We start from the raw sequence: 22,606 nt of genomic DNA, 5'->3' as shown, positions 1-22,606 counted from the left end.
GGAGGCGATGCCAGAAGAAGCTCATGCGGCGTGCCCTCCGAGTACCAGGCGGCGGGCCAGATCCGGGGATTCGCGCAGCTCGGCCGGGGTGTGTTCGGCGATGATCGTGCCGTGTTCCATGAAGAGCAGCCGGTCGGCGACCGACATGGCGACGTTCACCGACTGTTCGATGAGCAGTGTGCCGACCCCGGCCGTGGCCAGCCGCCGGATGAGTTCGAGCAGGCCGCCCACCACGACCGGGGCGAGGCCGAGGGAGAACTCGTCGATCAGCAGCACGTCGGGCCGCTGGATGAGCGTCTTGGCGAGCACCAGCATCTGCCGTTCCCCGCCGGACAGGGTGGAGGCGGGCTGGTCGGCGCGGGCCCGCAGCCGGGGGAAGACGGCGAGCGCCCCGTCGACCGAGGTGGTGGGTTTCTCGTCGCCCCGGTTCACCGGGTAGGTGTGCATGCGCAGGTTGTCGCGCACCGAGAGGGAGCCGAACGCCTGCTGGCCGATGACGGTGGACATACCGAGCCGGGGCCGTTTGGCACCGGGCACGCCGGTGACGTCGAGCCCGTTGAGGAGGACGGTGCCGGCGCTGGGCCGGCTGAGCCCGGAGATCATCCGGACGAGGGTGGACTTGCCGACGCCGTTGGGCCCGCACAGTGCCACGGTCTCGCCGCGCCGGACGGTCAGGTCGATGCCGAACAGCACCTGGATCGAGCCGTAGCCCCCGGAGAGCCCGGTCGTCTGGAGGACGATGTCACTGGCCAAGGGGGGTCACCGGCCCGTCGTAGGTGAAGCAGCCGCAGCCGGTGTCGTACTTGAGGATCCGGTATCCGGTGCCGGCGGCGTACCCGTCGGGGCCGAGTTCGCCGCCGAAGCCGCCGGCGGTGCTGAACGCTGGTCCCAGTGCCCGGGCGGCCGTGCCCCAGGCGGCGGCGTTGAGGTTGGGCCCGAGGTTGGCGGCGGCGCCCTGGAGCAGCAGCGCGGCGTCGCAGTAGGTGAAGGCGACCCGGGCGTTCTCCCGTTTGGCGAAGGTGATCCCGGCCTGCTGGTAGATGTCCAGGCACTTCTTCTCGGCGTCGGTGTCCGGGAAGGCGAGCTGGGAGTCCGGTACGTCGTTGGCCGGGGCGAACCCGATGCCGACCATCCCGGCCAGTGACTCCGGCGGCACGGTTCCCGGGTTGTTCACCATGAAGATCGGGCTGTCGAAGGTGGAGATGCCGTACCGGGCGGTGAAGCTCTGTGCTTTGGCGCTGGTCATGAAGAACGGCGCGAGCCGGGCCCCGCCGAGGAAGAACACCCGGTCGATCTTCTTGCCGCGGAAGTTGACGGCCGCCTGGGACAGTCCGCTGTTCAGCGTGCCGAGGCTGGTGGTGTCGATCCAGTTGACGGCGACCGTGACGCCCGATTTGGAGAGCAACGGGACGACCAGTTTGTCGTACACCGATTTGTTGGCCGGCGTGTCGGCCGCGACCAGACCGGCCTCCTTGCGGCCGTCGAAGAATTTCTGCTGGACCAGAACGGACAGGAACGACGTGGCGAAGGCGTCGTACTCCGGGTAGGAGGCGGTCCACAGGTAGGGGTCGAGCTGGGTGAACGTGGCCCGGTCGTCGGCGATCAGGGTGGCGTCCAGCATCAGGGTGCGCCGCTGCGCGTAGCAGGGCCGGGCGTTGGACTGGAGCTGTCCGGTGAGGATCACCGCGAACGCCTTGTCGTCCTGGGTGATCTGGCTGCACAGGGTGGTCTCGGCGGCCGGGGAGTCCTTGCTGGCCTCGTACTCGCGGTAGACGGCCTCCAGTTTGCGCCCGGCCACGCCACCGTGCGCGTTGACGTACGCCTCGATGGCCTTGACCTGCTCGGACGGCTTGCCGACGTCGGCGTTCTTGAAGCCGGTCATGGAGGCGGTCTTGGTGAGGTCGGTGCCGATGAACACGACCTTCACCGTGTCGTCGGTGACGCCCGGTCCGGTGCCGTCCGCCGACGCCCCGCCGGCCGAGTCCGCGCCCGGCATCAGGGTGCCGCAGCTCGTGTAGGCGAGCACCGCGGCCACCAGCACGGCGCCGGCGCGGGCCAGCAGCGGCCAGTCGACCGGGCGGCGCGGCGATGGCGATGTCATTCCTCGTCCTCCTCGAAGAGGGTGAGATCCCGGGGGTAGCGCCGGGCCATCACGTGATCGAGCGCGTCCAGGTCGAGCACGGAGTCGCCGCCGCCGGCCGGGCGTTCCTGGCCGACCAGGGCGCGCAGTGTCTCCAGGCTGAGCTGGGCGCCGGCCATCCGGCGCAGCCGCCGGGCGCCGGGCGCGTCGTCGAAGACCAGGTAGGCGCCGAGGCTGCCGAGGCGGACGACGGACGGCAGCATGGTCTGTGACGGGTCGGCCCAGGCCAGTTCGGTGCCGCGCCGGCGGGCCCGGCGCAGCACGCCCCAGGCGATCAGCAGCAGGCCGGCCGCGTTGATCGCGAACAGACCCCAGGGGTACGCCTGGTGCGTGAGCCGGGCCTGGGCGAGTCCGCTGACGTCGACCGTCACGACGTAGCGGCCGAACGCGGCGAGGGGCAGCTCGACCGGCACGGTGAGGGTACGGCTCTGGCCCGGCCCCAGGTCGGTGATCTGCGCCTGGTGGAAGACGTTGTCGTCGCCGCCTCCGCCGAGGCGTACCTGTGCCGTGGCGTTGACCAGTGTCGACGTGCTCGGGTTGCGGATCGTGTAGACGAGCAGCAGCCGGTCGGGGGCGCCGAACCAGGCGGCCGCCGTGCCGCCGGTCAGCCGGGCGTCCTGGACGACCAGGTCCCGGACCGGGTCGGCGGTGCGCGGGATCTGCCCGCTGGCGTGGCCGGTGATGGTGAGCGGCAGGTTGACGGTGGCGTCGGCGTCGCCCTGTACGGCGGCGACGTGGATGACGCAGGGGCAGGCTTTGGGGGGTTCGCCGACGAGCAGGTCGACGATGAAGGTGCCGTCCGGGCGTACCGGGGTGGCCATCGAGGCGCGGGTGTCGCAGGCGGCCGAGCCGGTCACGCCGCCTTCGCCGCAGGTGACGAACTGGAGCAGCTGGGACGGTTCCCAGCCCTCGCCGGTGACCCGGATCTTCTCGCCGGGCGACGCCTCGGTGACCGAGAGCCGGGCCACGAGCCCGCTGGCCCGGGCCTCGGCCGCCGGCATGACGAGCGCCAGCAGGACGAGCAGGGACGTGAGGAACCGTCTCATCGAGACGCCACCAGCCCACGGGGCCGGACCTCACGGCTGCGGATGCGGCGGCGGGTGGCCCAGATGAGCGATCCGATTCCGACGGCGAGGATCATGGCGCCGCTGTACGAGTAGACGAAGGCCCGGTCGGTGCGGCGGGCGTAGACACCGCCGTCGGCTTTGACCACGACCGAGGTGGTGACGATGTCGAACGGCCAGATGCCGTCGGCGGTCATGGCGAACCGGCCTTCGGAGCCGGGGACCATGTCGCTGGACGGCGTGGACCCGCTCACCTTCACCGGATGCCCGAACAGGCCGGTCACCCGGACCGTGGCCTGCGGCATGAGGTGCACGTTGCCGACGTTCGTGACGGCGTACTCCAGGTCGCCCTTCACCGGCACCGGCAGCAGCGGCGATCCGATGTCCATCCGCAGGCTGGGCACCCCGAGGCCGGGCACGATGGTGCCGGCCACCCGCAGGTAGACGCGGGCCGCGACGGCGCGCTGGATCTTCACGGTGGCGCCGCCGGCCTGGGTGACGGCGCTCGGCTCGGCCTCCAGGGCCACGACGCCGCCGACGTGGTCGCCGGGGGTGGCGCTCTGCGGGACGGCGATGGTGAACGGGATGTCCGCGCTGGCGCCGCCGGGGATGGTCACCTTCCCGGCGCCGGAGGTCACCCAGGCGCCGAGGTCGGTCTGCTGCCGGTCCTTGGTGCGCAGCGCGAACCCGCCGTCCTTGACGGTGTTGTAGGCGTCGGCGCCGTAGATCTCGAACGCCTTCGGGTCCTTGCCGAGGTTGGTGACGCGTACCGATTCCTTGACGGTCTGGCCGGCGGCCGCGTCCAGGAAGAAGTAGAGGCGCGGGGTGGGCCCGGCGTTCTTGGCCGGGGTGGGTGTCACCGCCCACTCGCCGTTGCCGGTGGCCAGGGCCGGGGTGGCCGGGACGGCCGTGAGGGCGGCCAGCGCCAGAGCCGCCGCGGCGATCCGGGTGATCCGCATGATTGTCCCTCCAACGGCATGGCGGCCGGAAAGTCGGAGAAAGGGGTGGGTGGGGGCGGTGGCGGCCGCCCCCACCCGGGGGTCCGGGTCAGCTCAGGGTGATCGTGAGCGTCGCCGTGTAGGTGCCCGCGAGCTGGTTCACGGGCACCGCCAGGGCCAGTGCGGCCGAGGCGTCGAACGAGCCGCCGGTGCCGGTCGTGGTGTTGACCGGCCCCTTGCAGAGGGTGGCGGCGTTGACCGCCTGACCCGCGGTGCCGGCCTCGGCCGTGACGGCGTTGGTGGCGCCGGGGTGGGCCACGCAGGCGGGCGTCCAGGTGAGGGCGCTCGCCGGGATGGTGCCGCCGGGCACACCCTTGAAGTCGGTGACCTCTGCCGTCAGGTCCCACCCGAGGGTGCTGCCGCGGTAGTCGGTCACGTTGATCGCCGGGAGGGTGCCCTTGGCGGTCTGCGCGGTCCCGTTCAGGGTGATGCCGTCGAACGCGATGGTGCTGGAGCCGGTGCCCCGTGACATCGCGAGCGCGCCGCCGTTCACGGTCTGCGAGAGCTCGTAGGTGAGGTCGCACTCCCCGTCGACGTTGCCGGTCGCCGCGGTGCAGGAGTCCGCCGAGGCGGTCCATGCGGCCAGGGCGAACAGCTGACCCGACGATGCGCCGATCCAGGCGGTCGCGGGGTCGTTGACGGTGAACGTGGCGGTGATGCCGCCGGTCGCCGTCGCGGTGGTGGTGACCGCCGCGTCGGAGGTGGCCGGGGGCGGCGGTGCGCCCGCGAGCGCCTTGTAGCCGCCGACCGTGACCGTGCTGGCCGGGTTGAAGCCGGTGCCCTTGACGGTGACGACGGTGCCGGCGCCGCCGCCCGGGGGCGTGATGGTGATCGCCGGCGTGCCGAGGATCGTGATGGATACGAGGACGGTGTTGGTGCCGTCGGTGATCGCCACGGTGCGGTCGCCCGCGGTGGCGTTCGCCGGGACGGCCAGCGTGCCGGTGCCGGCGCCGGTGGCCCCGGTGCTGCCGGTGCCGCTGCCCTCACCCGTACCGCCGCCGGCGCTGTCCTTGAGCGACGCGGTGAGCGTCGCGTTCGCGGCCAGGCCGGTGACCGAGTAGTTGATGGTGTTGCCGGAGCGGGCGGCGGCCGTGCCGGTCTGCCCGGTGATCGAGGTGATGGTCGCCCCGCCGTCGAAGACGGTGACCGGCTGGACGATCGTGGTGGCCACCGGGCTCGCCTTGTGGTCCCGGTCGCCCTCCGCCGAGCAGTAGGTGGACGCCGTGGTGTTGGCGAACTTGACCTGCTGGACGGTGAGGTCGAGGGAACCCGCCGCGCCGGCGGTGAAGGCGCCGGTGGCGGTGAAGCCACCGAGCTTGGCGTAGGCGGCGACGGCGCCGGCCGGGTAACTGGCCTGGTTCAGCGTGACCGTTCCGGTCTGGGATCCGGAGATCCCGACCGTGACGGCCACCGGCACGGAGCCGGCGGTGAGCGGAACCGGGCCGTTGGTGGACCCCTCCGCCGCGGTGAACGACACGGTCACGGTCTGGCCGGGCTTCGGCGACGCCGGAGTCTGGGTCAGGGTGAACGTGTCCGCCCACGTGCTCGGGGAGGAGCCGGTGCCGGCGTCGCTGAAATAGATCCGGCACCCAAGGGAACTCGCGGTCGGCCCGTACGCGGATGCCGGCGCCTGGACGGCGACGACGCCGGCCAGGGCCAGAGCCGCGATCAGGGCCTTTGTTGCGGTGGGTTTCATGGTGGTGCCGCGTCCCCTCTCTGACAGTGGGTGCGCCGCCTCCGTCTCCGGCGGTGGCGCTCTAGCGCGCGGTACGCATCCAGTCTCCTTCCCGTTTCCCTGAGGGAAACGGCGTTTTCTTTCTGCGTGGGATCAATGAACGCAGTCCGCAACACTCATGTCAACCCACCGACCAGCTCTATCCCGCCCTGCGATACGCCGTTTCCGAAGTTCGCGGGCGAACGCGTCAGACCGGAAACACGTCGGAAACCGGCCCACCGGACCCGAGCCGCCAGACCGCATCGGACAGCGCCGCCACCGCATCGACCGATATCGCACGCCGGGCGTTGCCGGTGAACTTCGCGGTCACCTCGGCGGCGCTCAGCGGGTGCCCGGGCCCGCCGCGTGAGCTGTCCACCCGGTGCTCCATCACCGCCCCGGAGCGGGTGCGCACCCGCAGCACGCCGGCGAACGCGCGCGGGAACGCGGCCGTGGCGGCCTCGTCGGCGTACATCCGCACCCGGGACGCCAGCTCCAACCGCCGCGGGTCCAGCGCCGCGAAGTCGTCCAGGCCCACGCCCAGCCCGCCGCCCCCGGTCAGGGCCACCGCGAGGGTGTACGGCCCGGAGAACTTGGCGTGGTATCCGCTGCGCGGCCGCGCCTTCTCGGCGGCCGGCTCGGCGATGGTCCGCAGCACCGGCTCGGCCACCCCCAGCTCGGCGCTCTCCACGTCGTCCGGATCCAGTCCGGCCGCGCGCAACGCCAGCGCGCAGTCGATCCCGGCGTGGGTGAAATGATTCGACGGGTACGGCTTGAACACCGTCCGCAGCAATTCCCAGCGCTCGCCCAGCCCGTCCGTGACGGCCTCCGGCGTGAACCGGCCGGTGTGTGCCGTGAAGAACCCGAAGCGTCCCTCCAGCACGGTCGGCGGGCCGGTCAGCCCCTCGGTGGCCAGCGTCGCCGCGACCACGCCGCCGTGCGCCGCCCAGCCGCAGTGCGAGCGTTTCACCGAGCCGCCGGTACGGTTCGCCTCCAGCACCCCGGCGCCCATCGACACGGCGATCCCGATGGCATCGGCGATCTTCCCGGCGTCCAGTTCGTACAGGCGGGCCACGGCCACCGCGGCGCCGATCGTCCCGCAGATCGAGGTGGCGTGCTGGCCGCGTTCGAAGTACAGGTTCGCGCCGGTCTCCGGATCGCATCCGGCCATGCCGAGCCGGTTGGTCACCTCGATGCCGGCGGCGATCGCGGCGATCAGGTCGCCGGGCGCGCCCGCCTCGGCCGCGGCCAGGGCTGCCGGGACCACCGATGCGCTCGGGTGCAGCACCGACGGCAGGTGTGTGTCGTCGAAGTCGAGCGAGTGGGCGAGCACCCCGTTCACGAACGCCGCGGAGGGCGCGGGCAGCCGGTCCCCGGAGCCGAGGACGGTCGATTCGGGCACGCCACCCCAGCGTCGCATCGCGCGGAGTGCGGCGGGGCCTGCGTCCGCGTCCTTTTCGGCGTACGCGGCCAGACTGTTCCCGAGCACATCGAGGATCCGCGTCGGCACGTCCGCGCGCACCCGCTCGGGCGGGTCCACCTTGGCCGCGAACTCCCCCAGTTCCTGTGCGAGTGGCAGATTCATTGGCATGCCTTCCCGGCCCTCGCCTGCGACGCCGTCGTCAGCGCGGCCAAGTGCCGCTCGGTGCAGTCAGTCATGCTGGGACCACCGCCAGCGGCCGCACCGGCGAACCCGTGGCGCCGACCAGCTTGAGCGGGGCCAGGATGAACTGGAACTCGGCCACCCCGGCGTCGGCCAGTTCACTGAGCAGCATCGTCTCCACGATGTTGATGCCGGCCTCGACCAGCAGGATCCGGTGCACCGGCAGGCTGGCGTGCCCGGCGCCGGGGGCGATGTGCTCGTAGGCGATCGTCTCCGCCCCGGTCACCGCGATCTCCCGCTCGGCCAGCCAGCGCGCGGCGTCCACTCCCGGGCCGGGCACGCCGTCACGCGTACCGAGAAAGGTTTGCCCGTCCTGAAAATGGCGTGACCAGCCGGTGCCGATGAGGACCGCGTCGCCCGGGTTGACGGTGAGGTCGCCGCAGGCGGCCGAGAGGTCCTCGGCCGTCACCTCGTAGCCGGGCGGCAGCACCTCGACGCCGTGCACCCGCGCCACGTCCAGGAGGACACCGCGGCCGACGAACGGCGGGAACTCGTCGATGCCGAGCCGTGCGAAACCGGCGTCGGACTGCACGTCGGCCGCGACCACACCGCCGTGCAGCAGCCCGTCCTGCGAGACGTGCGCCAGCGCGTCCACGTGCGTGCCGACGTGCGTACCCATGACCAGGATGTCGTTGGCGGCCGACCCGCCGCCGGCCCGCACCATGTCACCGTGCCGGCGCACCAGGGAATGGGTGTAGGCCGGATGGTTCGGCGACTGTGGCATCCCCTTCCGCATCGGCTGCGCAAGGTCGAAAACTTTCACTAGATGACTCCTTCGGCCCTCAGCTTCGCCCGTTCCCCCTCGTCGTAGCCGAGGCCGGCGAGCACGTCGTCGGTGTCCGCGCCGCGCGGCCGGCCGGTCCAGCGGATCGAGCCGGGCGTCCGCGAGAGGCGGTACAGCGGGCCGGGCATGCGCACCGGCCCGAGCGTCGGATCGTGCGCGGTCGTCACCGAGTCGCGCGCGATGAACTGCGGGTCGGCGAAGACGTCCGCGATGTCGTAGACCGGGGCGATCGCGGCCTGCGCCCGTTCGAACGCCCCGGTGACCGTCGCCAGGTCGCGGGCCCCGATCCACCCGCTCAGCGCCTCGTCCAGCACGTCGGCGTGCGCGGCCCGGCCGACGCCGGTGGCGAACCACGGCTCGTCGATCAGCTCGGGACGGCCGACCAGGCGCATCACCCGCTCGGCGATGGCCTGCGCGCTCGTGGAGACGGCGACCCAGCGGCCGTCGGCGGTCCGGTAGGTGTTGCGCGGCGCATTGTTGACCGATCGGTTGCCGGTCCGCTGTTGCACCTGGCCCAGCTGGTCGTACACCATCGCCTGCATGCCGAGGACGGTGAGCATCGGCTCGACGATGGCCAGGTCGATGACCTGGCCCGTGCCTCCCCGCGCGTCGCGGTGGTACAGGGCGGTCATGATCGCCTGGGCGGTGGTCAGCGCGGCGATGCCGTCGGCGAGACCGAAGGGCGGCAGGGTGGGCGGGCCGTCCGGCTCACCGGTGATGGCCGCGAACCCGCTCATGGCCTCGGCCAGCGTGCCGAACCCCGGCCGGTGCGAGTACGGTCCGAATTGTCCGTACGTGGTGACGCGCGCGATGACCAACTTTGGGTTGATCTCGTGCAGGACATCAGGACCCAGGCCCCAGCGCTCCAGGGTCCCTGGACGGAAGTTCTCGATCAGGACATCAGCGTCTTTAAAGAGATTTTTTGCTACCTCAGCGCCTTTTTCGTTACCCAGATTGAGGGTGACCGTCCGCTTGTTGCGGCCCAGCATGGTCCACCAGAGCGGCACCCCGTCCTTCGCCGGCCCGTGCCCCCGGGCCGGGTCGCCCTTGACCGGATGCTCGATCTTGGTCACGTCGGCGCCGTAGTCGCCGAGGATCGTCGCGGCCAGAGGTCCGGCGAACAGGGTGGACGCGTCGACGACGCGGACCCCTTCGAGAGGGCTGTGCATGCCACACCCTAACCGCTCTGTTCCATTAAGGGAAACCTCGTTACTGTGTGCGAAACACCTGTGGGAGGTTGGGCCGGATGAGCCGTTACGAACTGCTGGTACGCGGAGGCACCCTGGTCGTGCCCTACCTGGGAACGATCCGGGCCGACCTGGCCACCAGGGACGGCAAGGTCGCCGCGATCGCCGACTCGATCCCGGCCGAGGACGCCGACGAGGTCCTGGACGCGACCGGAAAACTGGTCTTCCCCGGCGCCGTCGACGCCCACTTCCACCTGGGCATCTACCGTCCGCTCGCGGTCGACGCGGCCGAGGAGACCCGGTCCTCGCTGGTCGGCGGCGCGACCACGGTGCTGTCCTACTTCCGGACCGGGCAGCACTACCTGAACCGGACCGGCGCCTACGCCGACATCTTCCCCGAGGTGCTCGACGCGGTCGCCGGCCACGCCTGGACCGACTACGGCTTCCACCTGGCGCCGATGGACACCGCCCAGGTCGGCGAGGTGTCCTCGCTGGTCGACGGCAGCGGCGTCAGCTCGTTCAAGTACTACATGTTCTACAAGGGCTTCAATCTGTCGGCGAACTCGCGCGACGCCAAGTCCTTCACGATGAGCGACGAGTACGACCTCGGCCACCTCTACCAGCTCATGGAGGCGGTGGCCGCGGCCAACTCTTCAACTGATCGACGCGTCTCGCTGTCACTGCACTGCGAGCAGGCCGAACTCATGCGGCTCTTCATCGAGAGGGTACGAGCGAACGGCGACCCCCAGACGCTGAAGGCCTACTCGGACGCCCGCCCGCCGCTGACCGAACGGGTGGCGATCGGCGAGGCCACCACCCTGGCCCGGGCCACCGACTGTGCCATCAACCTCCTGCACCTGTCCTCCGGCGAGGCCCTGGCCGCCGCACGCGAGGCCCGGGCGGCGATGCCCGAGGTCGACATGCGCTTCGAGGTGACCCTGCACCACCTGTGCCTCACCCACGAGGAGCTCGACGCGCAGGGCGGCCTCGGCGGCAAGGTCAACCCCCCGATCCGTTCGAAGAACGACACCGAGGCCCTGTGGGCCGGCGTCCTGGACGGCACCGTCGGCTGGGTCGCCTCCGACCACGCCTGCTGCCTCGAGGAGGAGAAGGGCGACGAACTGTGGCCGGCACTGCCCGGCTTCGGCGGCACCGCACTGCTCTACCCCATCCTGATCAGCGAGGGCATGCACAAGCGCGGCCTCTCCCCGGCCCGCGTCGCCGAACTGGTCTCCGCGAACCCGGCCCGCGCGTACGGCCTGGACGGCCGCAAGGGCAACCTGCTCCCCGGCTTCGACGCCGACCTGGCGATCATCGACCCCGACCTGGAACAGGAGGTCACCACCGGCCTGCTGCTCTCCGGCCAGGACCACTGCCCCTTCGAGGGCCGCAAGGTCCGCGGCTGGCCGGTGGCCACCGTCCTCCGGGGCCGCATCGCCTACCGCGACGGCGAGGTCCTGGGCACTCCCCGCGGCGCCTTCGTAGCCCGCTGACCCCACGGCGGGGCCCGCCACGGGCCCCGCTTCCGGGGCGCGAGACCGTTTCCGGACAGCTCGAACCGGCCTGTTCAGGCATGATGGTCTCCACCGGCAGGAGTGGAGGTGGCGTGATGAGCTGGACCGAGCATCGTTCCGATGATGACGGCGACCTGGTCATCAAAGCCACCGGACCGGTGACGGAAGGCGGGCGCCTCCCGTTGTCCGAGCTGGCCCGCCTGGCCGGAGGATTGCAGGCCTCCCTCGAACGGATCGCGCTGAGCATCAGCGGCAATACCACCAGACCCGGTCGCCGGCCGAGGGAGATCGTCGACGCCGTCCGGCTGGACTTCGTCGGCTTCCACGAAGGATCCGCCGTCCTCCACGTCGCAAGGACCGGGCAACTCGCCCTCGATGATCTGCTGGGCAGCTCACTGGACGCGCTGGAGGCGGGGGTCAACAGTCTTCAACGCGACCCGCTGACCCTTCCACCGCATTTCACACCGCAGGTGGTGAACGGCATCCGTGATCTGACCGGCGGCATCAGCGCAAGCAATGTGACCCGCATCGAGTTTCGCCGGAGTGGCACCGTACGTTTCACCATCGACGAAACGCTCCAGCAAGCGGTCCGGTCGATCCAGACGGAGTCGGTTCAGCAGGCGGTGACCGTCGTCGGCCGCTTGCACATGGGTGACTTCTCCCCCGCCGGGCTCCGCTGCCGCATCGACACCTACGCAGGGAGCGTCCTCTGCGACTTCACCCGGAATCTTCGGGACTCGGTGCTGGACGCCATGGATCAGATGGTCATGGCCGAGGGAACCGGCGAGTTCGATCCCAACGGCACCTCTGTTCATGTGCTCCATCTGGCGAGGCTGGAGGTGCTGGACAGTGCTCGCCCCCGTTCTCTGGACTCTCTGGCACGTGAACAGGGGATCCGCCCGCTCACCTCGGCCGACGAGTTGAGCGGCCCTCCGATCGAGGATTTCGACGAGTTCCTCACCGCGATCCGCTCCGCCCGAACGGATGACGAATGAAGTACGTGATCGTCGATACGGACGCGTTCTCTCACCTGTGGCAGAACACCGCCAGGGCAACCGCGCTCTCCTCCCACCTGACCGGCGCGGTTCCGGTGATCAGCTTCACCACGGTCGCCGAGGTGCACTTCGGGGCGGCCAAGAAGGGCTGGGGGCAGCGCCGCGTCGATCAGCTCGACGAGGCGATCCGCCGATACGTCGTCGCGCCGTACCACGATGATCTGGCCCGCCTGTGGGGACGGCTCAAGAGCCAGGCGCAACAGGCGGCACATCCACTCGGCCAGAGCAGCGAAACCAATGACCTGTGGGTCTGCACAACCGCCATCTACCACAACGCGCCGCTACTCACGCTCAACCGGCGGCACTTCGAGAACTTCCCCGGCCTGGCCCTCCTCTCCTGAATGCGAGTGTCAGCGGCGGCCGACGGCCGGTCAGAGCGGTGGGGCGTCGCGGTGGCGGATCGCGCCGACGATGACCGCCATCATGGCCATTCCGGTCAGGAGCAGGAAGGGCCAGACCCACACCGGCGTCGGTTCGTCCTGGTCGGCGGGCGGCTCGGGGGACTCGACGGCGAGGACGCGGGCACCGGCGGTGTCGGCCAGGTAGAGGGTGCGGTCCGGGGCCACGGCGAGTGGCGCCGGGCCGTCACCGGGTGGGCCGGGCAGGGTTTCGGCCAGGCGGGTGGGGCCGAGCCGGAGCACCCGGCCGCCGAAGCCGGCGTAGACGAAGCCGCCGCGGGCCGCGACCGCCGACGGGGGTTCGCCGGCCGATGGCGACAGGACCGCTTCGGCATCCTCCCACCGGCCGGGTGAGGACTCGGTCACCACGTACAGCGTGCCGCTCCGGAGCCGGTACAGCCGGTCGGCGGCGATCCACAGGTCGTCGAGGACATCGACGGCCAGGCCGACCGGGGCGCGGATCCGGTCCGAGGGTCCGAGCACCGGGCGGACCGTGCCGTCGGCGGCGCAGAACAGGATCTCGTCGCCTCGGCGGTCGGCGACGTACAGGCCGCCGTCGGCGGTCGCGGCCAGGGCGCTGATGTCGCGGCCGCCCAGGTCGGCCCGGATCGTGATCGTGCGGTCCCGGCCCAGCGCGTACACCCGGGCGGCCGCGTTGTCGGCGATGTAGACGGTTCCGTCGGGTCCGGCCGCGAGCGCCGTCGGCGTGCCGAGCGCGATCGACGTCCCGGCGGTCCCGGGTGGCACGGGACCGCGGTGTGCCTCGGCGCCGCCGTCGCCGGCGACGGTACTGACCAGGCCGCCCGGCGCCACCGCCCGGACCCGGTGGTTGCCGGTGTCCGCGATGTAGAGGATGCCGTCGCCGCTCACCGCGACCCCGGACGGCGCCGCGAACCGCGCCGCCGTCGCCTGTCCCCCGTCACCGCCGAAGCCGGTCTCTCCCGTCCCGGCCACCGGGATGAGAGTGCCGGGCGCGGCCGCCATGGCCATGACCGCCAGTAGGCAGGTCACCGCCGTCCCGAAACGCGCGCTCCTCACGTTTCGTGTGTAGCAGGTCACCGCACGCGACGGTCAGCCGGCGCGGAGGGCGTCGTCCTCCTTGGACATGGCGTCCTGGCGGGCCGGCTCCTCGCGGAGGATGGCGGCGTTCAGCCACTCCTCCGGTACGGCGAACGCGTCCACCAGCGTGCGCATGTGCGGCCGCAGCTCGCGCAGCAGGTCGTTGGTGACCGCGGTGACCGCCCGGGAGCGGGCCGGGGTGAGGCGGCCGTGTTCCATGAGCCAGGCCTTGTGCTCCTCGATGGTGGTCAGCGCGTACAGGTCGCAGACCTTGCCGAGCAGCTCGCGGGCGGATTCGTCGGTGGTCCGCTCGATGGCGGCGACGAACGCCTCCAGGGTGATCCGGTCGATGTGGGCGCCCGCCACCGACAGGATGTGGTCCTGTACGTCGTTGAAGATGTCGAACGGCCGGTCCTTCTTGGTGGCGGCGCCCTTGCGGAGCCGGCGGATCGCGGAGTCCAGCAGGTGCTTCTCCCGGTCCTCGAAGAGGGCCAGATGCCAGCCCCGGTCGGTGACGGCGACCTCCTCGTCGCGGCCGGGGACCGCGCTGACGAGCCGCTGGATGAGCGAGCGCGCCGCCGTACGCTCAAGCATCATCTCCCGCACCTGTTCGGCGACGAACGTGGCGCGCCCCCAGCCGTCGAGCGAGCCGAAGGCGTCGCGATAGCCGGTGAGCAGGCCTTTCGCGACCAGCTGGAGCAGGACGGTGTTGTCGCCCTCGAAGGTGGTGAACACGTCGGTGTCGGCCTTGAGCCCGGGCAGCCGGTTCTCGGCGAGGTAGCCGGCGCCGCCGCACGCCTCCCGGCACATCTGGATGGTCCTGGTGGCGTGCCACGTCTGTGCGGCCTTGAGCCCGGCCGCCCGGGATTCGAGTTCCCGCTGCCGGTGCTCGTCGGGCTCGGCGAGGGAGAAGACCTCGGCCATGGTGACCGCGAGTTCCTCCTGGGCGAAGGCGTACGCGTACGAGCGTGCCAGCGCCGGCAGGAGTTTGCGCTGGTGGGCCAGGTAGTCGTTGAGGGCGATCTCCCGGTCGGCGCCGGGGCTGGTGAACTGGCGGCGGGTCTCGCCGTACCGGACCGCGATGGTCAGCGCGCTGCGGGTGGCCGCGGAGGCGGCGGCGCCGACGGTGACCCGGCCGCGGACCAGGGTGCCGAGCATGGTGAAGAAGCGCCGGGTGTCGTTCTCGATCGAGCTGGTGTAGGTGCCGTCGGCGGCGACCTGCCCGTACCGGTCGAGCAGCATGTCCCGCGGGACGGTGACGTGGTCGAAGGAGATCCGCCCGTTGTCGACGCCGAGCAGCCCGGCCTTGGGCCCGGCGTCGCCGAGGGTGACGCCGGGCATCGGGTTGCCGTGCTCGTCGCGGATCGGCACGAGCCAGGCGTGCACACCGTAGGACCGGCCGCCGGTGATCAGCTGGGCGAAGACCACGGCCATCCGCCCGTCGCGGGCCGCGTTGCCGATGTAGTCCTTGCGGGCGGCCTCATGCGGGGTATGAAGCACGAAATTTCCAGAGGAAACGTCGTAGGTACAGGTCGTGCGCAGCTGCTGCACATCGGACCCGTGACCGGTCTCGGTCATCGCGAAGCAGCCCATGAGATCGGCCGAGATGATGTCGCGCAGGTGGGCGTCGTGGTGCCGGGCGGTGCCGAGCGCGACGACCGCCCCACCGAAGAGCCCCCACTGCACCCCGGCCTTGACCATGAGCGACAGGTCGACCTGGGCGAGCATCTCGGCGGCGACGGTGGAACCGCCCGGGTCGCCGGAGCCGCCGTACTCGACCGGGAAGGCGGAGGCCACGCCCACGTCGGTGGGCAGTTCGCGGATCAGCCGGCTGACCCGTTCCCGGGCCTGGTCGCCGGTCTCGCCGGGAACCGTGACGAATTCGGGCCCGAGCCGTTCCCGGACCGCCCGGCGGATGTGCGCCCACCGGCCGTCGAGCACCTCGGTCAGCGCAACGGTGACACGATCTCTCATGCCGAGATATTACCCGCGAGTAACCTTTTTGAACCGGCTGGGCCGGCGCCCAGCCGGGGAGCTACCTCACATGCCGTCGCCGGACCACTCGCCGCGGGAACGGGACCGCACCGGCAGCGACGACAGGATCGGGTGGACGTGGCCGTCGTGCTCGTCGTAGTTCTCCGCGTGGCCGCCGTACTTGACCCACTCGTCGGTGGTGTACCAGTTGGTCAGCTCACCGTCGGACCGCAGGATCCAGTCGATCTCGGTCTCCGCGACGAAGTGGCCGTGCTTGACCCGGGCCGGGCGGAAGCAGTAGGTGCCCTCGTCGATGTCGCCGAAGTTGTACGCCATCTTCCCGGCCAGGGTGTAGAACTCCTCGTAGCACGGGTGGTGGGCGAGCCGGTGGTCGGTCCAGCCCTTCGGCGCGCGGATGAGCCGGGTGTAGAAGCCGGTCTTGGGGTCGCGGTGCAGCAGCTTGATGTAGAGCGGGGTGAGCGGGCCGACCGACTGCGCCTCGGTCCACTCCATCTTCTCGGCGTCCATGACGGTCACGCCCTCGCCGGACTCCGGCGACGCCGCCGCCGAGGCCTCACCGAGATTGGTGAACGGGTCGAAGCCGCAGTCGCCGTACTCACGCCAGTGCAGCACCCGGGAACCCTCCCGGATCTTCAGCCAGTCCATCGCGGTGCCCTTGGGGACCTGGACGTAACCGCCGGCGCCCAGTTCCTGACCGCCGTAGAGCATGGAACCCTCGACCACGTAGAACTCGGTGTCGGCGTGCACGATCCCGGCACTGCGACCCCAGTCCGCGGTGGCGTGCAGCGACAGCGACGACGAGCCGTCCTCCTCGTCGGTGGACAGACGGCGCTCGAGGATCTTCCCCTCGCCGTACGGCAGTTCGCCGGCGTGGAAGATGTAGTCGTCCTCGTGGATCAGCTCCACATGTGCCCTCACGGCGTACTCCTCAGCTCGCGTTTCAGGATCTTGCCGGCGGCGTTGCGGGGCAGCGCCGCGACGGTTCGGTACTGTTTGGGGACCTTGAATCCGGCCAGCCGCGACCGCAGGAAGCCCTCCAGGTCGCCGTCGTCGACGGGCGACCGGCCGACGTAGTAGGCGACGACCCGCTCACCCCACCGCTCGTCCGGTTCGCCGACGACCGCGCACTCGGCCACCGCCGGGTGGGTGAGCAGGACCTCCTCGACGTCGCGCGGGTAGACGTTCACGCCGCCCGTGATGATCACGTCCTTGACCCGGTCCACGATGGAGATGAAGCCCTCCTCGTCGCGGATCACGATGTCGCCGGAGGTGAGGAAGCCGTCCTCGGTGGTGCAGGCGGCGGTCGCGGCCGGGTTCTCGTGGTAGCCGTTCATCAGGTACGGCGAGCGGCTGTACAACTCGCCGGGCTGACCGGGCCCGACCGGGTTTCCCGCGGAGTCGACGATCCGGACCTGGGTGCCGAACCACGGATGCCCGACGGTCCCGGCCTTGCGGCGCGCGTCCGGCGGCCGCAGGTTGGTGATCACGCCGGCCTCGGTGGAGCCGTACAACTCGTGGACACCGACCCCGGGGAACGCCTCGAACACCCACTCCTTGAGCACCTTCGGCAGGGCCGCCGCGTTGAAGTAGAGGGTGTCCAGCGTCGGTGCGGCCGGGACCTTCTCAAAAAAGGAGCGGATCAGTTGCGCGTGGGTCGGGACCAGGAACACCGACTGGGCGCCGTCCCGCTGGATCATGTCGAGCAGCCCGTCCGGCTGGAACGAGCGCAGCATGCTGACCGTCGCCCCGCAGTAGACGGCCGCGTAGGCGAAGGCGAACCCGGCGCCGTGGTACATCGGGGCGACCGCGATGGTCCGCCGCCCCGGCCCGATCCCCCACTCCAGCGCGGTGGCGTAGAAGGTCAGCGCCCGGGACCGGTGCGAGACGAGCACGCCCTTCGGGTCGCCGGTGGTGCCGGCCGTGTAGGCGATGCAGAACGGGTCCCGCTCGTCCACCGCGATCCACGGGTCGACGGCACGGGCGTCGCCGAGCCACGCCTCGTACTCCGGCCCGATGTGCACGACCCGCCCCGGGAAGCCGTCCGGCACCGCCCCGGCCAGCGCCGGGTCCACGATCAGCGCCCGCGACCCGGAGTGGCCGAGGATGAAGTCCACCTCCGGCGCGGTGAGCCGTGGGTTGACCGGGACCAGCACCAGGCCGGCCTTGGCGATGCCGGCCGCGATCTCCGGATATTCGAGGCGGTTGCCGCAGAGCAGCGCCACCCGGTCGCCGTACGACAGCCCGTGGGCGAGCAGCGCACACGCGATTCGTGAGGAGCGCTCGTCGAGCGCCCCGTACTTGAGTTCCCGGTCACCGTCGCGTACCGCGATCACGTCCGGGGTGGCCCGGCCGAACTCGCGCACGCCGCCGGCGATCGTCAGATCAGCACCACCCGGCCGCAGCATGCGAGAATGGAAACACCGTTTCCATTCATGGCGCAAGAGGGAAGTCGCCGGCCCGGCCGAGTTGCGCGGGAACCGGGGCGAGCCCGAGCTCCGACCCGATCCAGGTCCCGGCGGCAGCGGCCGCGGTCACGTCCACCCCGGTCTTCAGCGCCGACCGGTTCAGCAGGTAGGCCAGATCCTCGGTGGCGATGTTCCCGGTGGCGGCCGGCGCGAACGGGCACCCGCCGATCCCACCGAGACTGGCGTCCAGCGCCACGAATCCACTCGCCACCGCGGCGATCGCGTTGGCGTACCCCGTGTTCCTGGTGTTGTGGAAGTGAGCGCGCAGCGGCGCGCCCGGAGCGACCTCACGCACCGCGGCCGCCAGCTCGGTGACCTGCCCCGGCACGCCCACGCCGATGGTGTCGGCCAGGCAGATCTCATCCAGCGGACCCGCATCGGCCACGATGTCGCGCACCCGGGAAACGGGCACCGACCCGGTAAAGGGGCATCCGAACGCCGCGGCCACCGTCAAAGTCACGAAAAATCCGGCGTCACGCGCCCGCGAAGCAACTTCACGGAACGCCGAAAGCGAAGCGGCCGTAGACATCCCCTGGTTGCGGCGGGAAAACTCATCACTCGCGACAACTACATAGTTGATCTCGTCAGGCCGCGCGGCCTCCAAGGCGAGTGCCCGGTCGAGCCCGCGGCCGTTGAGGACCAGCGCGACATACCGGACGTCGGGCCGGCGGGGCACCGACCGCAGGACCTCCTCGGCGTCGGCCATCTGCGGCACCCGGTCCGGGCGGGCGAAGGCGGCCACCTCGATCCGCCGCAACCCCGCCGCGATGGCCCGCGACACGTAGCCGACCTTGACGGAAGCCGGCAGCACCCGCTTCTCGTTCTGCAGCCCGTCCCGCGGCCCGACCTCGACGATCTCCACGTCCGACACCCCCTGTTTCATCTAGCGAAACGTCGTTTCGCAAGTATAGGGTGACGGCGTGACCGCGCCACTGTCTGACATTCGCGTATTGGAAACCGGAACCCTGCTCGCCGGCCCGTTCTGCGGGCAGCTCCTCGGCGACTTCGGGGCCGAGGTGATCAAGCTGGAGGACCCGGGCAAGGGCGATCCGATGCGCCAGTGGGGCCGGGAGAAGCCGCACGGCCAGTCCCTGTGGTGGCCGGTGGTGGCCCGCAACAAGAAGTCGGTCACCTGCAACCTGCGCACCGAAGAGGGCCAGAGCCTGGTCCGGCGCCTGGTCGAGAAGGCCGACGTCCTGCTGGAGAACTTCCGGCCGGGCACCCTGGAGCGCTGGGGCCTCTCCTACGAGGAGCTGTCGAGGATCAACCCCCGGCTCATCCTGGTCCGGGTGACCGGTTACGGACAGACCGGACCGTATTCGCCGCGCGCCGGGTTCGGCTCGATCGGCGAGGCGATGGGCGGGCTGCGGTATGTGACCGGCGAGGCCGACCGGTCCCCGTCCCGCTCCGGCATCTCGATCGGCGACTCGCTGGCCGCCACCTACGCAGCGTTCGGCACGCTGGCCGCCCTGCACGCCCGCGAGCGCACCGGCCGCGGCCAGGTCGTCGACTCGGCGATCTACGAGGCGGTGCTCGCCATGATGGAGTCGCTGATCCCGGAGTGGAGCGTGGCCGGCTACCGCCGCGAGCGCACCGGCCCGATCCTGCCGAACGTCGCTCCCAGCAACGTCTACCCCAGCGCCGACGGCTCCGACGTGCTGATCGCCGCCAACCAGGACACCGTGTTCCGCCGGCTGGCCGACGTCATGGAGCGCCCCGACCTGCCGGCCGACGCCCGGTACGCGACGCACGGCGCCCGCGGCGAGAACCAGGCCGAACTCGACGACATCATCTCCGCCTGGACCCGGACCATCCCGTCGGCGAAACTGCTGTCGCTGCTGCACGAGGCCGGCGTCCCGGCCGGCGGCATCTACACGGCCGAGGACATCATCGCCGACCCGCACGTCCAGGCCCGGCAGGCGGTCATCGAGGTGGACCACCCCGAGTTCGGCAAGCTCCCGATGCAGAACGTGGCGCCGAAGCTGTCCGGCACCCCCGGCGGGGTGAAATGGGCCGGTCCGGCGCTCGGCTCCCACAACGAGGAGGTCTACCAGGGCCTGCTCGGCCTCACCGGCGACGAGCTGGCCGACCTGAGAACCCGCGGGATCGTCTGATGGCCGAGCTCGGCGAGGACTACGCGAGGGCCGGGTTCGCGCGGCGACTGGGCTGGGGCGCCCGGCCCGCGGTGCTGCTCGTGGACCCGGCGCTGGCGTACACCGACCCGGATTCGCCGCTCTTCCTCACCACCGGCCAGGCGGCCGCCGAGGCGATGGCCGAGCTGGCCGACGCCGCCCGCGCCGCCGATATCCCGGTCCTCTGGACCCGGGTCCACTTCGCCGACGAGTCGTGCGCGGAGGCGCCGCTGTTCGCCGCCAAGGTCCCGGCGCTCAAGGTCTTCGCCGACGGCAACCCGCTGGGTGACTTCGCGCCGCCGCTGCGCCCGGCGCCCGGCGAGCAGGTGGTGGTCAAGCACTACGCGAGCGCCTTCGCCGGCACGTCGCTGGCCGCCTGGCTGGCCTCGCACTCGATCGACACCGTGGTCATCGGCGGTTACTCCACCTCCGGCTGCGTCCGCGCCTCGGCGCTCGACGCGCTCCAGCACGGCTTCCGGCCGATCGTCGTCCGCGACGCCTGCGCCGACCGCGACGGCGGCCCGCACGACCACAACCTCTTCGACCTCGACGCCAAATACGCCGACGTGGTCACCCTTCCCGAAACCCTGCAAACCCTGATCTGGTACGCGGCGGAGCGTTCCGAATAGGACACCTCGTCCCGTGGCGCACGGCGGCCCGGGTGCCGGCCGGGCCGGTGCCGCCCGTTCCGGGCGGGGCTGCCACCCGGGCTCAGATCAACCAGCCGTTGTCGAGCGCCAGCCGCACCGCCTCGGCCCGGGTGCGGGCGCCGGTCTTGCCGATCGCCGCGGACAGGTGGTTGCGGACCGTGCCGTCGGAGAGCCGCAGCTCACCGGCGATGTCGGCCACCGTGCCGCCGTCCCGGGCGGCGCGCAGCACATCGGTCTCCCGTTCGGTCAGCGGCGAGTCGCCGTAGGCCAGGCTCTGCGCGGCCAGCGCCGGGTCGACCACGCGCAGGCCCTGGTGGACGCGGCGGACCGCGTCGGCGAGCTGCCGGGCCGGGGTGTCCTTGACGACGAAACCACCGGCGCCGGCGGCCATCGCCTGACGCAGGTAGCCGGCCCGGCCGAAGGTGGTGACCATCAGCACCCGGCAGTCCGGCACCGCCTCGGCCAGCAGCCGGGCCGCGGAGATCCCGTCCAGGCCGGGCATCTGCACGTCGAGCAGGGCCACGTCGGCGGCGTGCGCCCGGGCCGCGCCGACGACCTCGTCGCCGCGGCCCACCTCGGCCACCACGGTCAGGTCGGGTTCCAGGTCGAGCAGGGCGGCCATCGCCCCGCGGACCAGCGCCTGGTCGTCGGCGAGCAGCAGTCTGATCATGAGGGGACCTCCACTCGTACCCGGAATCCCGGTCCGTCCTGCCGCCGCCCGGCGGTCAGGTGCGCGCCCAGCTCGGCGGCCCGCCGGCGCAGCCCGGGCAGGCCCTGTCCGGCGGCCGGGCCGTCCCCGTGGCCCCGGCCGTCGTCGACGATCTCCACACTGTCCGGTCGCAGCCGCACCGCGGCGTGCCGGGCCCCGCTGTGCCGGACGATGTTGGTGACCGCCTCCCGGATGGTCCAGGCGAACAGCTCCCGGTTCAGCGTCGGCACCTCGTCCGCGGTGGTCGGCAGGTCGGCCTGCACGTCGGCGGCGGCCAGCGCGGCCCGGGCGGCGGCGATCTCACCGGGCAGCGAGATGCCGCGCACGCCCAGCGCGGTGGCGCGCACGTCGGCCAGCGCGTCCCGGGCCAGCGACTCCAGGTCGCGCAACTCGGTCCGGGCCCGGTCCAGGTCGACGTCGAGCAGCCGCTGGGCCAGCTCGGCCTTGACCGCCACCACGGTCAGCGAATGGCCGAGCAGGTCGTGCAGGTTGTCGGCGATCCGGGCCCGCTCGTCGGCGACCGCGAGCTGGGCCAGCTCGTGCTGCGCCTGGAGCAGCCGGGCCTGCCGTTCCAGGGCGAGCCGGATGCCCCCGGCGGCGGCCGCGGCCAGGATCACGGCCAGCGCGTACCCGTGGCCGATGGTCTGCCAGCCCGGCGCCAACCGGATCGAGGACTCGACCGCGGCGGTCACCACCACGGCCACCGCGGCGCCCTGCCGCCACGGCAGGCCCGTCATCGCGATCCCGGCGATGTAGACGGCGCAGGTCAGCGAGTGCCGGCCGGCCGCCGGCGCCTGGAGCAGCGTGAGCGCGACCATGGTCAGCAGGAGGGTCCAGGTGAGCACGACACGCGGCCCGTTGCGGCGCATCAGCAGTCGCGCCGCGACCACGTAGGTGACCGCGAACAGGGCCACCGCCACCAGGCCGACGTCACGCCACACCCCGTCCGGCCGCCCGGCCAGGGCGGTCAGGTTCTCCCCGAGGTAGAACAGCCAGATGCCGGAGAACACCCAGCCGTAGGGAACCCCACGGCCGGGTGCGACGGAGGTCGGCAGGGCCATGCCGGACACCGTACCGGC

The 22,606-nt window shown here is 71.6% G+C and carries 20 protein-coding genes; 5 read left to right on the top strand and 15 right to left on the bottom strand.

Annotated features, from left to right (window positions below):
• Window positions 1-21 precede the first annotated feature (21 nt).
• The 8 genes from BJ964_RS22575 to BJ964_RS22540 all read right to left on the bottom strand — a co-directional run bounded on the left by BJ964_RS22575 (window position 22) and on the right by BJ964_RS22540 (window position 9,532).
• The gene (locus BJ964_RS22575; protein WP_188122530.1) at window positions 22-753 is read right to left on the bottom strand and encodes an ABC transporter ATP-binding protein; all 732 of its coding nucleotides are present in this window, start codon (window positions 751-753) and stop codon (window positions 22-24) included.
• Window positions 743-2,101, bottom strand: coding sequence for an ABC transporter substrate-binding protein (locus tag BJ964_RS22570; protein WP_188122529.1), 1,359 nt, complete (start codon window positions 2,099-2,101; stop codon window positions 743-745). The genes BJ964_RS22575 and BJ964_RS22570 overlap by 11 nt, the downstream gene beginning before the upstream one ends.
• Entirely contained in the window at window positions 2,098-3,186 is a 1,089-nt protein-coding gene (locus BJ964_RS22565) for a hypothetical protein (protein ID WP_188122528.1), read from the bottom strand. Before BJ964_RS22565 ends, BJ964_RS22570 begins: the two co-directional genes overlap by 4 nt.
• Complete coding sequence (locus BJ964_RS22560; RefSeq protein ID WP_188122527.1) at window positions 3,183-4,163, bottom strand: WxL protein peptidoglycan domain-containing protein; 981 nt, start codon at window positions 4,161-4,163, stop codon at window positions 3,183-3,185. Before BJ964_RS22560 ends, BJ964_RS22565 begins: the two co-directional genes overlap by 4 nt.
• An 88-nt stretch (window positions 4,164-4,251) precedes the next feature.
• Window positions 4,252-5,898, bottom strand: coding sequence for a WxL domain-containing protein (locus tag BJ964_RS22555; protein ID WP_188122526.1), 1,647 nt, complete (start codon window positions 5,896-5,898; stop codon window positions 4,252-4,254).
• 226 nt (window positions 5,899-6,124) lie between these two features.
• A complete protein-coding gene (locus BJ964_RS22550; RefSeq protein WP_188122525.1) occupies window positions 6,125-7,501 on the bottom strand; it encodes an MmgE/PrpD family protein in 1,377 nt (458 codons plus the stop codon).
• Window positions 7,502-7,571: 70 nt separating this feature from the next.
• Window positions 7,572-8,342, bottom strand: a complete 771-nt coding sequence (locus BJ964_RS22545; RefSeq protein WP_203832634.1) for a cyclase family protein — start codon at window positions 8,340-8,342, stop codon at window positions 7,572-7,574.
• Window positions 8,342-9,532: a CaiB/BaiF CoA transferase family protein gene (locus BJ964_RS22540; protein WP_188122524.1), complete on the bottom strand. Its 1,191-nt coding sequence runs from the start codon at window positions 9,530-9,532 to the stop codon at window positions 8,342-8,344. The genes BJ964_RS22545 and BJ964_RS22540 overlap by 1 nt, the downstream gene beginning before the upstream one ends.
• Before the next feature lie 77 nt (window positions 9,533-9,609).
• On the opposite strand from BJ964_RS22540, the gene BJ964_RS22535 reads away from it, so the two are divergent.
• The 3 genes from BJ964_RS22535 to BJ964_RS22525 all read left to right on the top strand — a co-directional run bounded on the left by BJ964_RS22535 (window position 9,610) and on the right by BJ964_RS22525 (window position 12,460).
• Window positions 9,610-11,043, top strand: a complete 1,434-nt coding sequence (locus BJ964_RS22535) for a dihydroorotase (protein ID WP_188122523.1) — start codon at window positions 9,610-9,612, stop codon at window positions 11,041-11,043.
• 116 nt (window positions 11,044-11,159) lie between these two features.
• A complete protein-coding gene (locus tag BJ964_RS22530; RefSeq protein ID WP_188122522.1) occupies window positions 11,160-12,059 on the top strand; it encodes a hypothetical protein in 900 nt (299 codons plus the stop codon).
• A complete protein-coding gene (locus tag BJ964_RS22525; RefSeq protein ID WP_188122521.1) occupies window positions 12,056-12,460 on the top strand; it encodes a type II toxin-antitoxin system VapC family toxin in 405 nt (134 codons plus the stop codon). The genes BJ964_RS22530 and BJ964_RS22525 overlap by 4 nt, the downstream gene beginning before the upstream one ends.
• A 30-nt stretch (window positions 12,461-12,490) precedes the next feature.
• Here BJ964_RS22525 and BJ964_RS22520 read toward each other — a convergent pair whose 3' ends face one another.
• The 5 genes from BJ964_RS22520 to BJ964_RS22500 form a co-directional block, all read right to left on the bottom strand.
• Window positions 12,491-13,555 carry an NHL domain-containing protein gene (locus tag BJ964_RS22520; protein WP_188122520.1) on the bottom strand — a complete coding sequence of 355 codons (1,065 nt, stop codon included), beginning with the start codon at window positions 13,553-13,555 and terminating at the stop codon, window positions 12,491-12,493.
• Between the two features lie 33 nt (window positions 13,556-13,588).
• Window positions 13,589-15,550: an acyl-CoA dehydrogenase family protein gene (locus tag BJ964_RS22515; RefSeq protein WP_188122519.1), complete on the bottom strand. Its 1,962-nt coding sequence runs from the start codon at window positions 15,548-15,550 to the stop codon at window positions 13,589-13,591.
• A 66-nt stretch (window positions 15,551-15,616) separates the two neighbouring features.
• On the bottom strand, window positions 15,617-16,489 hold the full coding sequence (locus tag BJ964_RS22510; RefSeq protein WP_188122518.1) for a DUF4437 domain-containing protein: 873 nt from the start codon (window positions 16,487-16,489) through the stop codon (window positions 15,617-15,619).
• Window positions 16,486-17,976, bottom strand: coding sequence for a class I adenylate-forming enzyme family protein (locus tag BJ964_RS22505; protein WP_188122517.1), 1,491 nt, complete (start codon window positions 17,974-17,976; stop codon window positions 16,486-16,488). Before BJ964_RS22505 ends, BJ964_RS22510 begins: the two co-directional genes overlap by 4 nt.
• Window positions 17,977-18,001: 25 nt before the next feature.
• Window positions 18,002-18,919, bottom strand: coding sequence for a hydroxymethylglutaryl-CoA lyase (locus tag BJ964_RS22500; RefSeq protein ID WP_188122516.1), 918 nt, complete (start codon window positions 18,917-18,919; stop codon window positions 18,002-18,004).
• 37 nt (window positions 18,920-18,956) lie between these two features.
• Between BJ964_RS22500 and BJ964_RS22495 the strand changes: the two genes are divergently transcribed.
• Window positions 18,957-20,150: a CaiB/BaiF CoA transferase family protein gene (locus BJ964_RS22495; RefSeq protein WP_188122515.1), complete on the top strand. Its 1,194-nt coding sequence runs from the start codon at window positions 18,957-18,959 to the stop codon at window positions 20,148-20,150.
• Window positions 20,150-20,797 (top strand): isochorismatase family protein, encoded by a 648-nt coding sequence (locus BJ964_RS22490; RefSeq protein ID WP_188122514.1) that lies wholly within the window; start codon window positions 20,150-20,152, stop codon window positions 20,795-20,797. The genes BJ964_RS22495 and BJ964_RS22490 overlap by 1 nt, the downstream gene beginning before the upstream one ends.
• An 82-nt stretch (window positions 20,798-20,879) precedes the next feature.
• Here the strand turns inward: BJ964_RS22490 and BJ964_RS22485 are convergent, their stop codons facing one another.
• Window positions 20,880-21,488, bottom strand: coding sequence for a response regulator transcription factor (locus BJ964_RS22485; RefSeq protein WP_188122513.1), 609 nt, complete (start codon window positions 21,486-21,488; stop codon window positions 20,880-20,882).
• Complete coding sequence (locus BJ964_RS22480) at window positions 21,485-22,588, bottom strand: sensor histidine kinase (protein WP_188122512.1); 1,104 nt, start codon at window positions 22,586-22,588, stop codon at window positions 21,485-21,487. Before BJ964_RS22480 ends, BJ964_RS22485 begins: the two co-directional genes overlap by 4 nt.
• Between the last annotated feature and the right edge of the window lie 18 nt (window positions 22,589-22,606).

Source organism: Actinoplanes lobatus, assembly GCF_014205215.1.
Taxonomy (GTDB): Bacteria; Actinomycetota; Actinomycetes; order Mycobacteriales; family Micromonosporaceae; genus Actinoplanes; species Actinoplanes lobatus.
The sequence above is the reverse complement of the archived record's forward strand: the minus strand, read 5'-3'. Positions and strand labels throughout refer to the sequence as shown.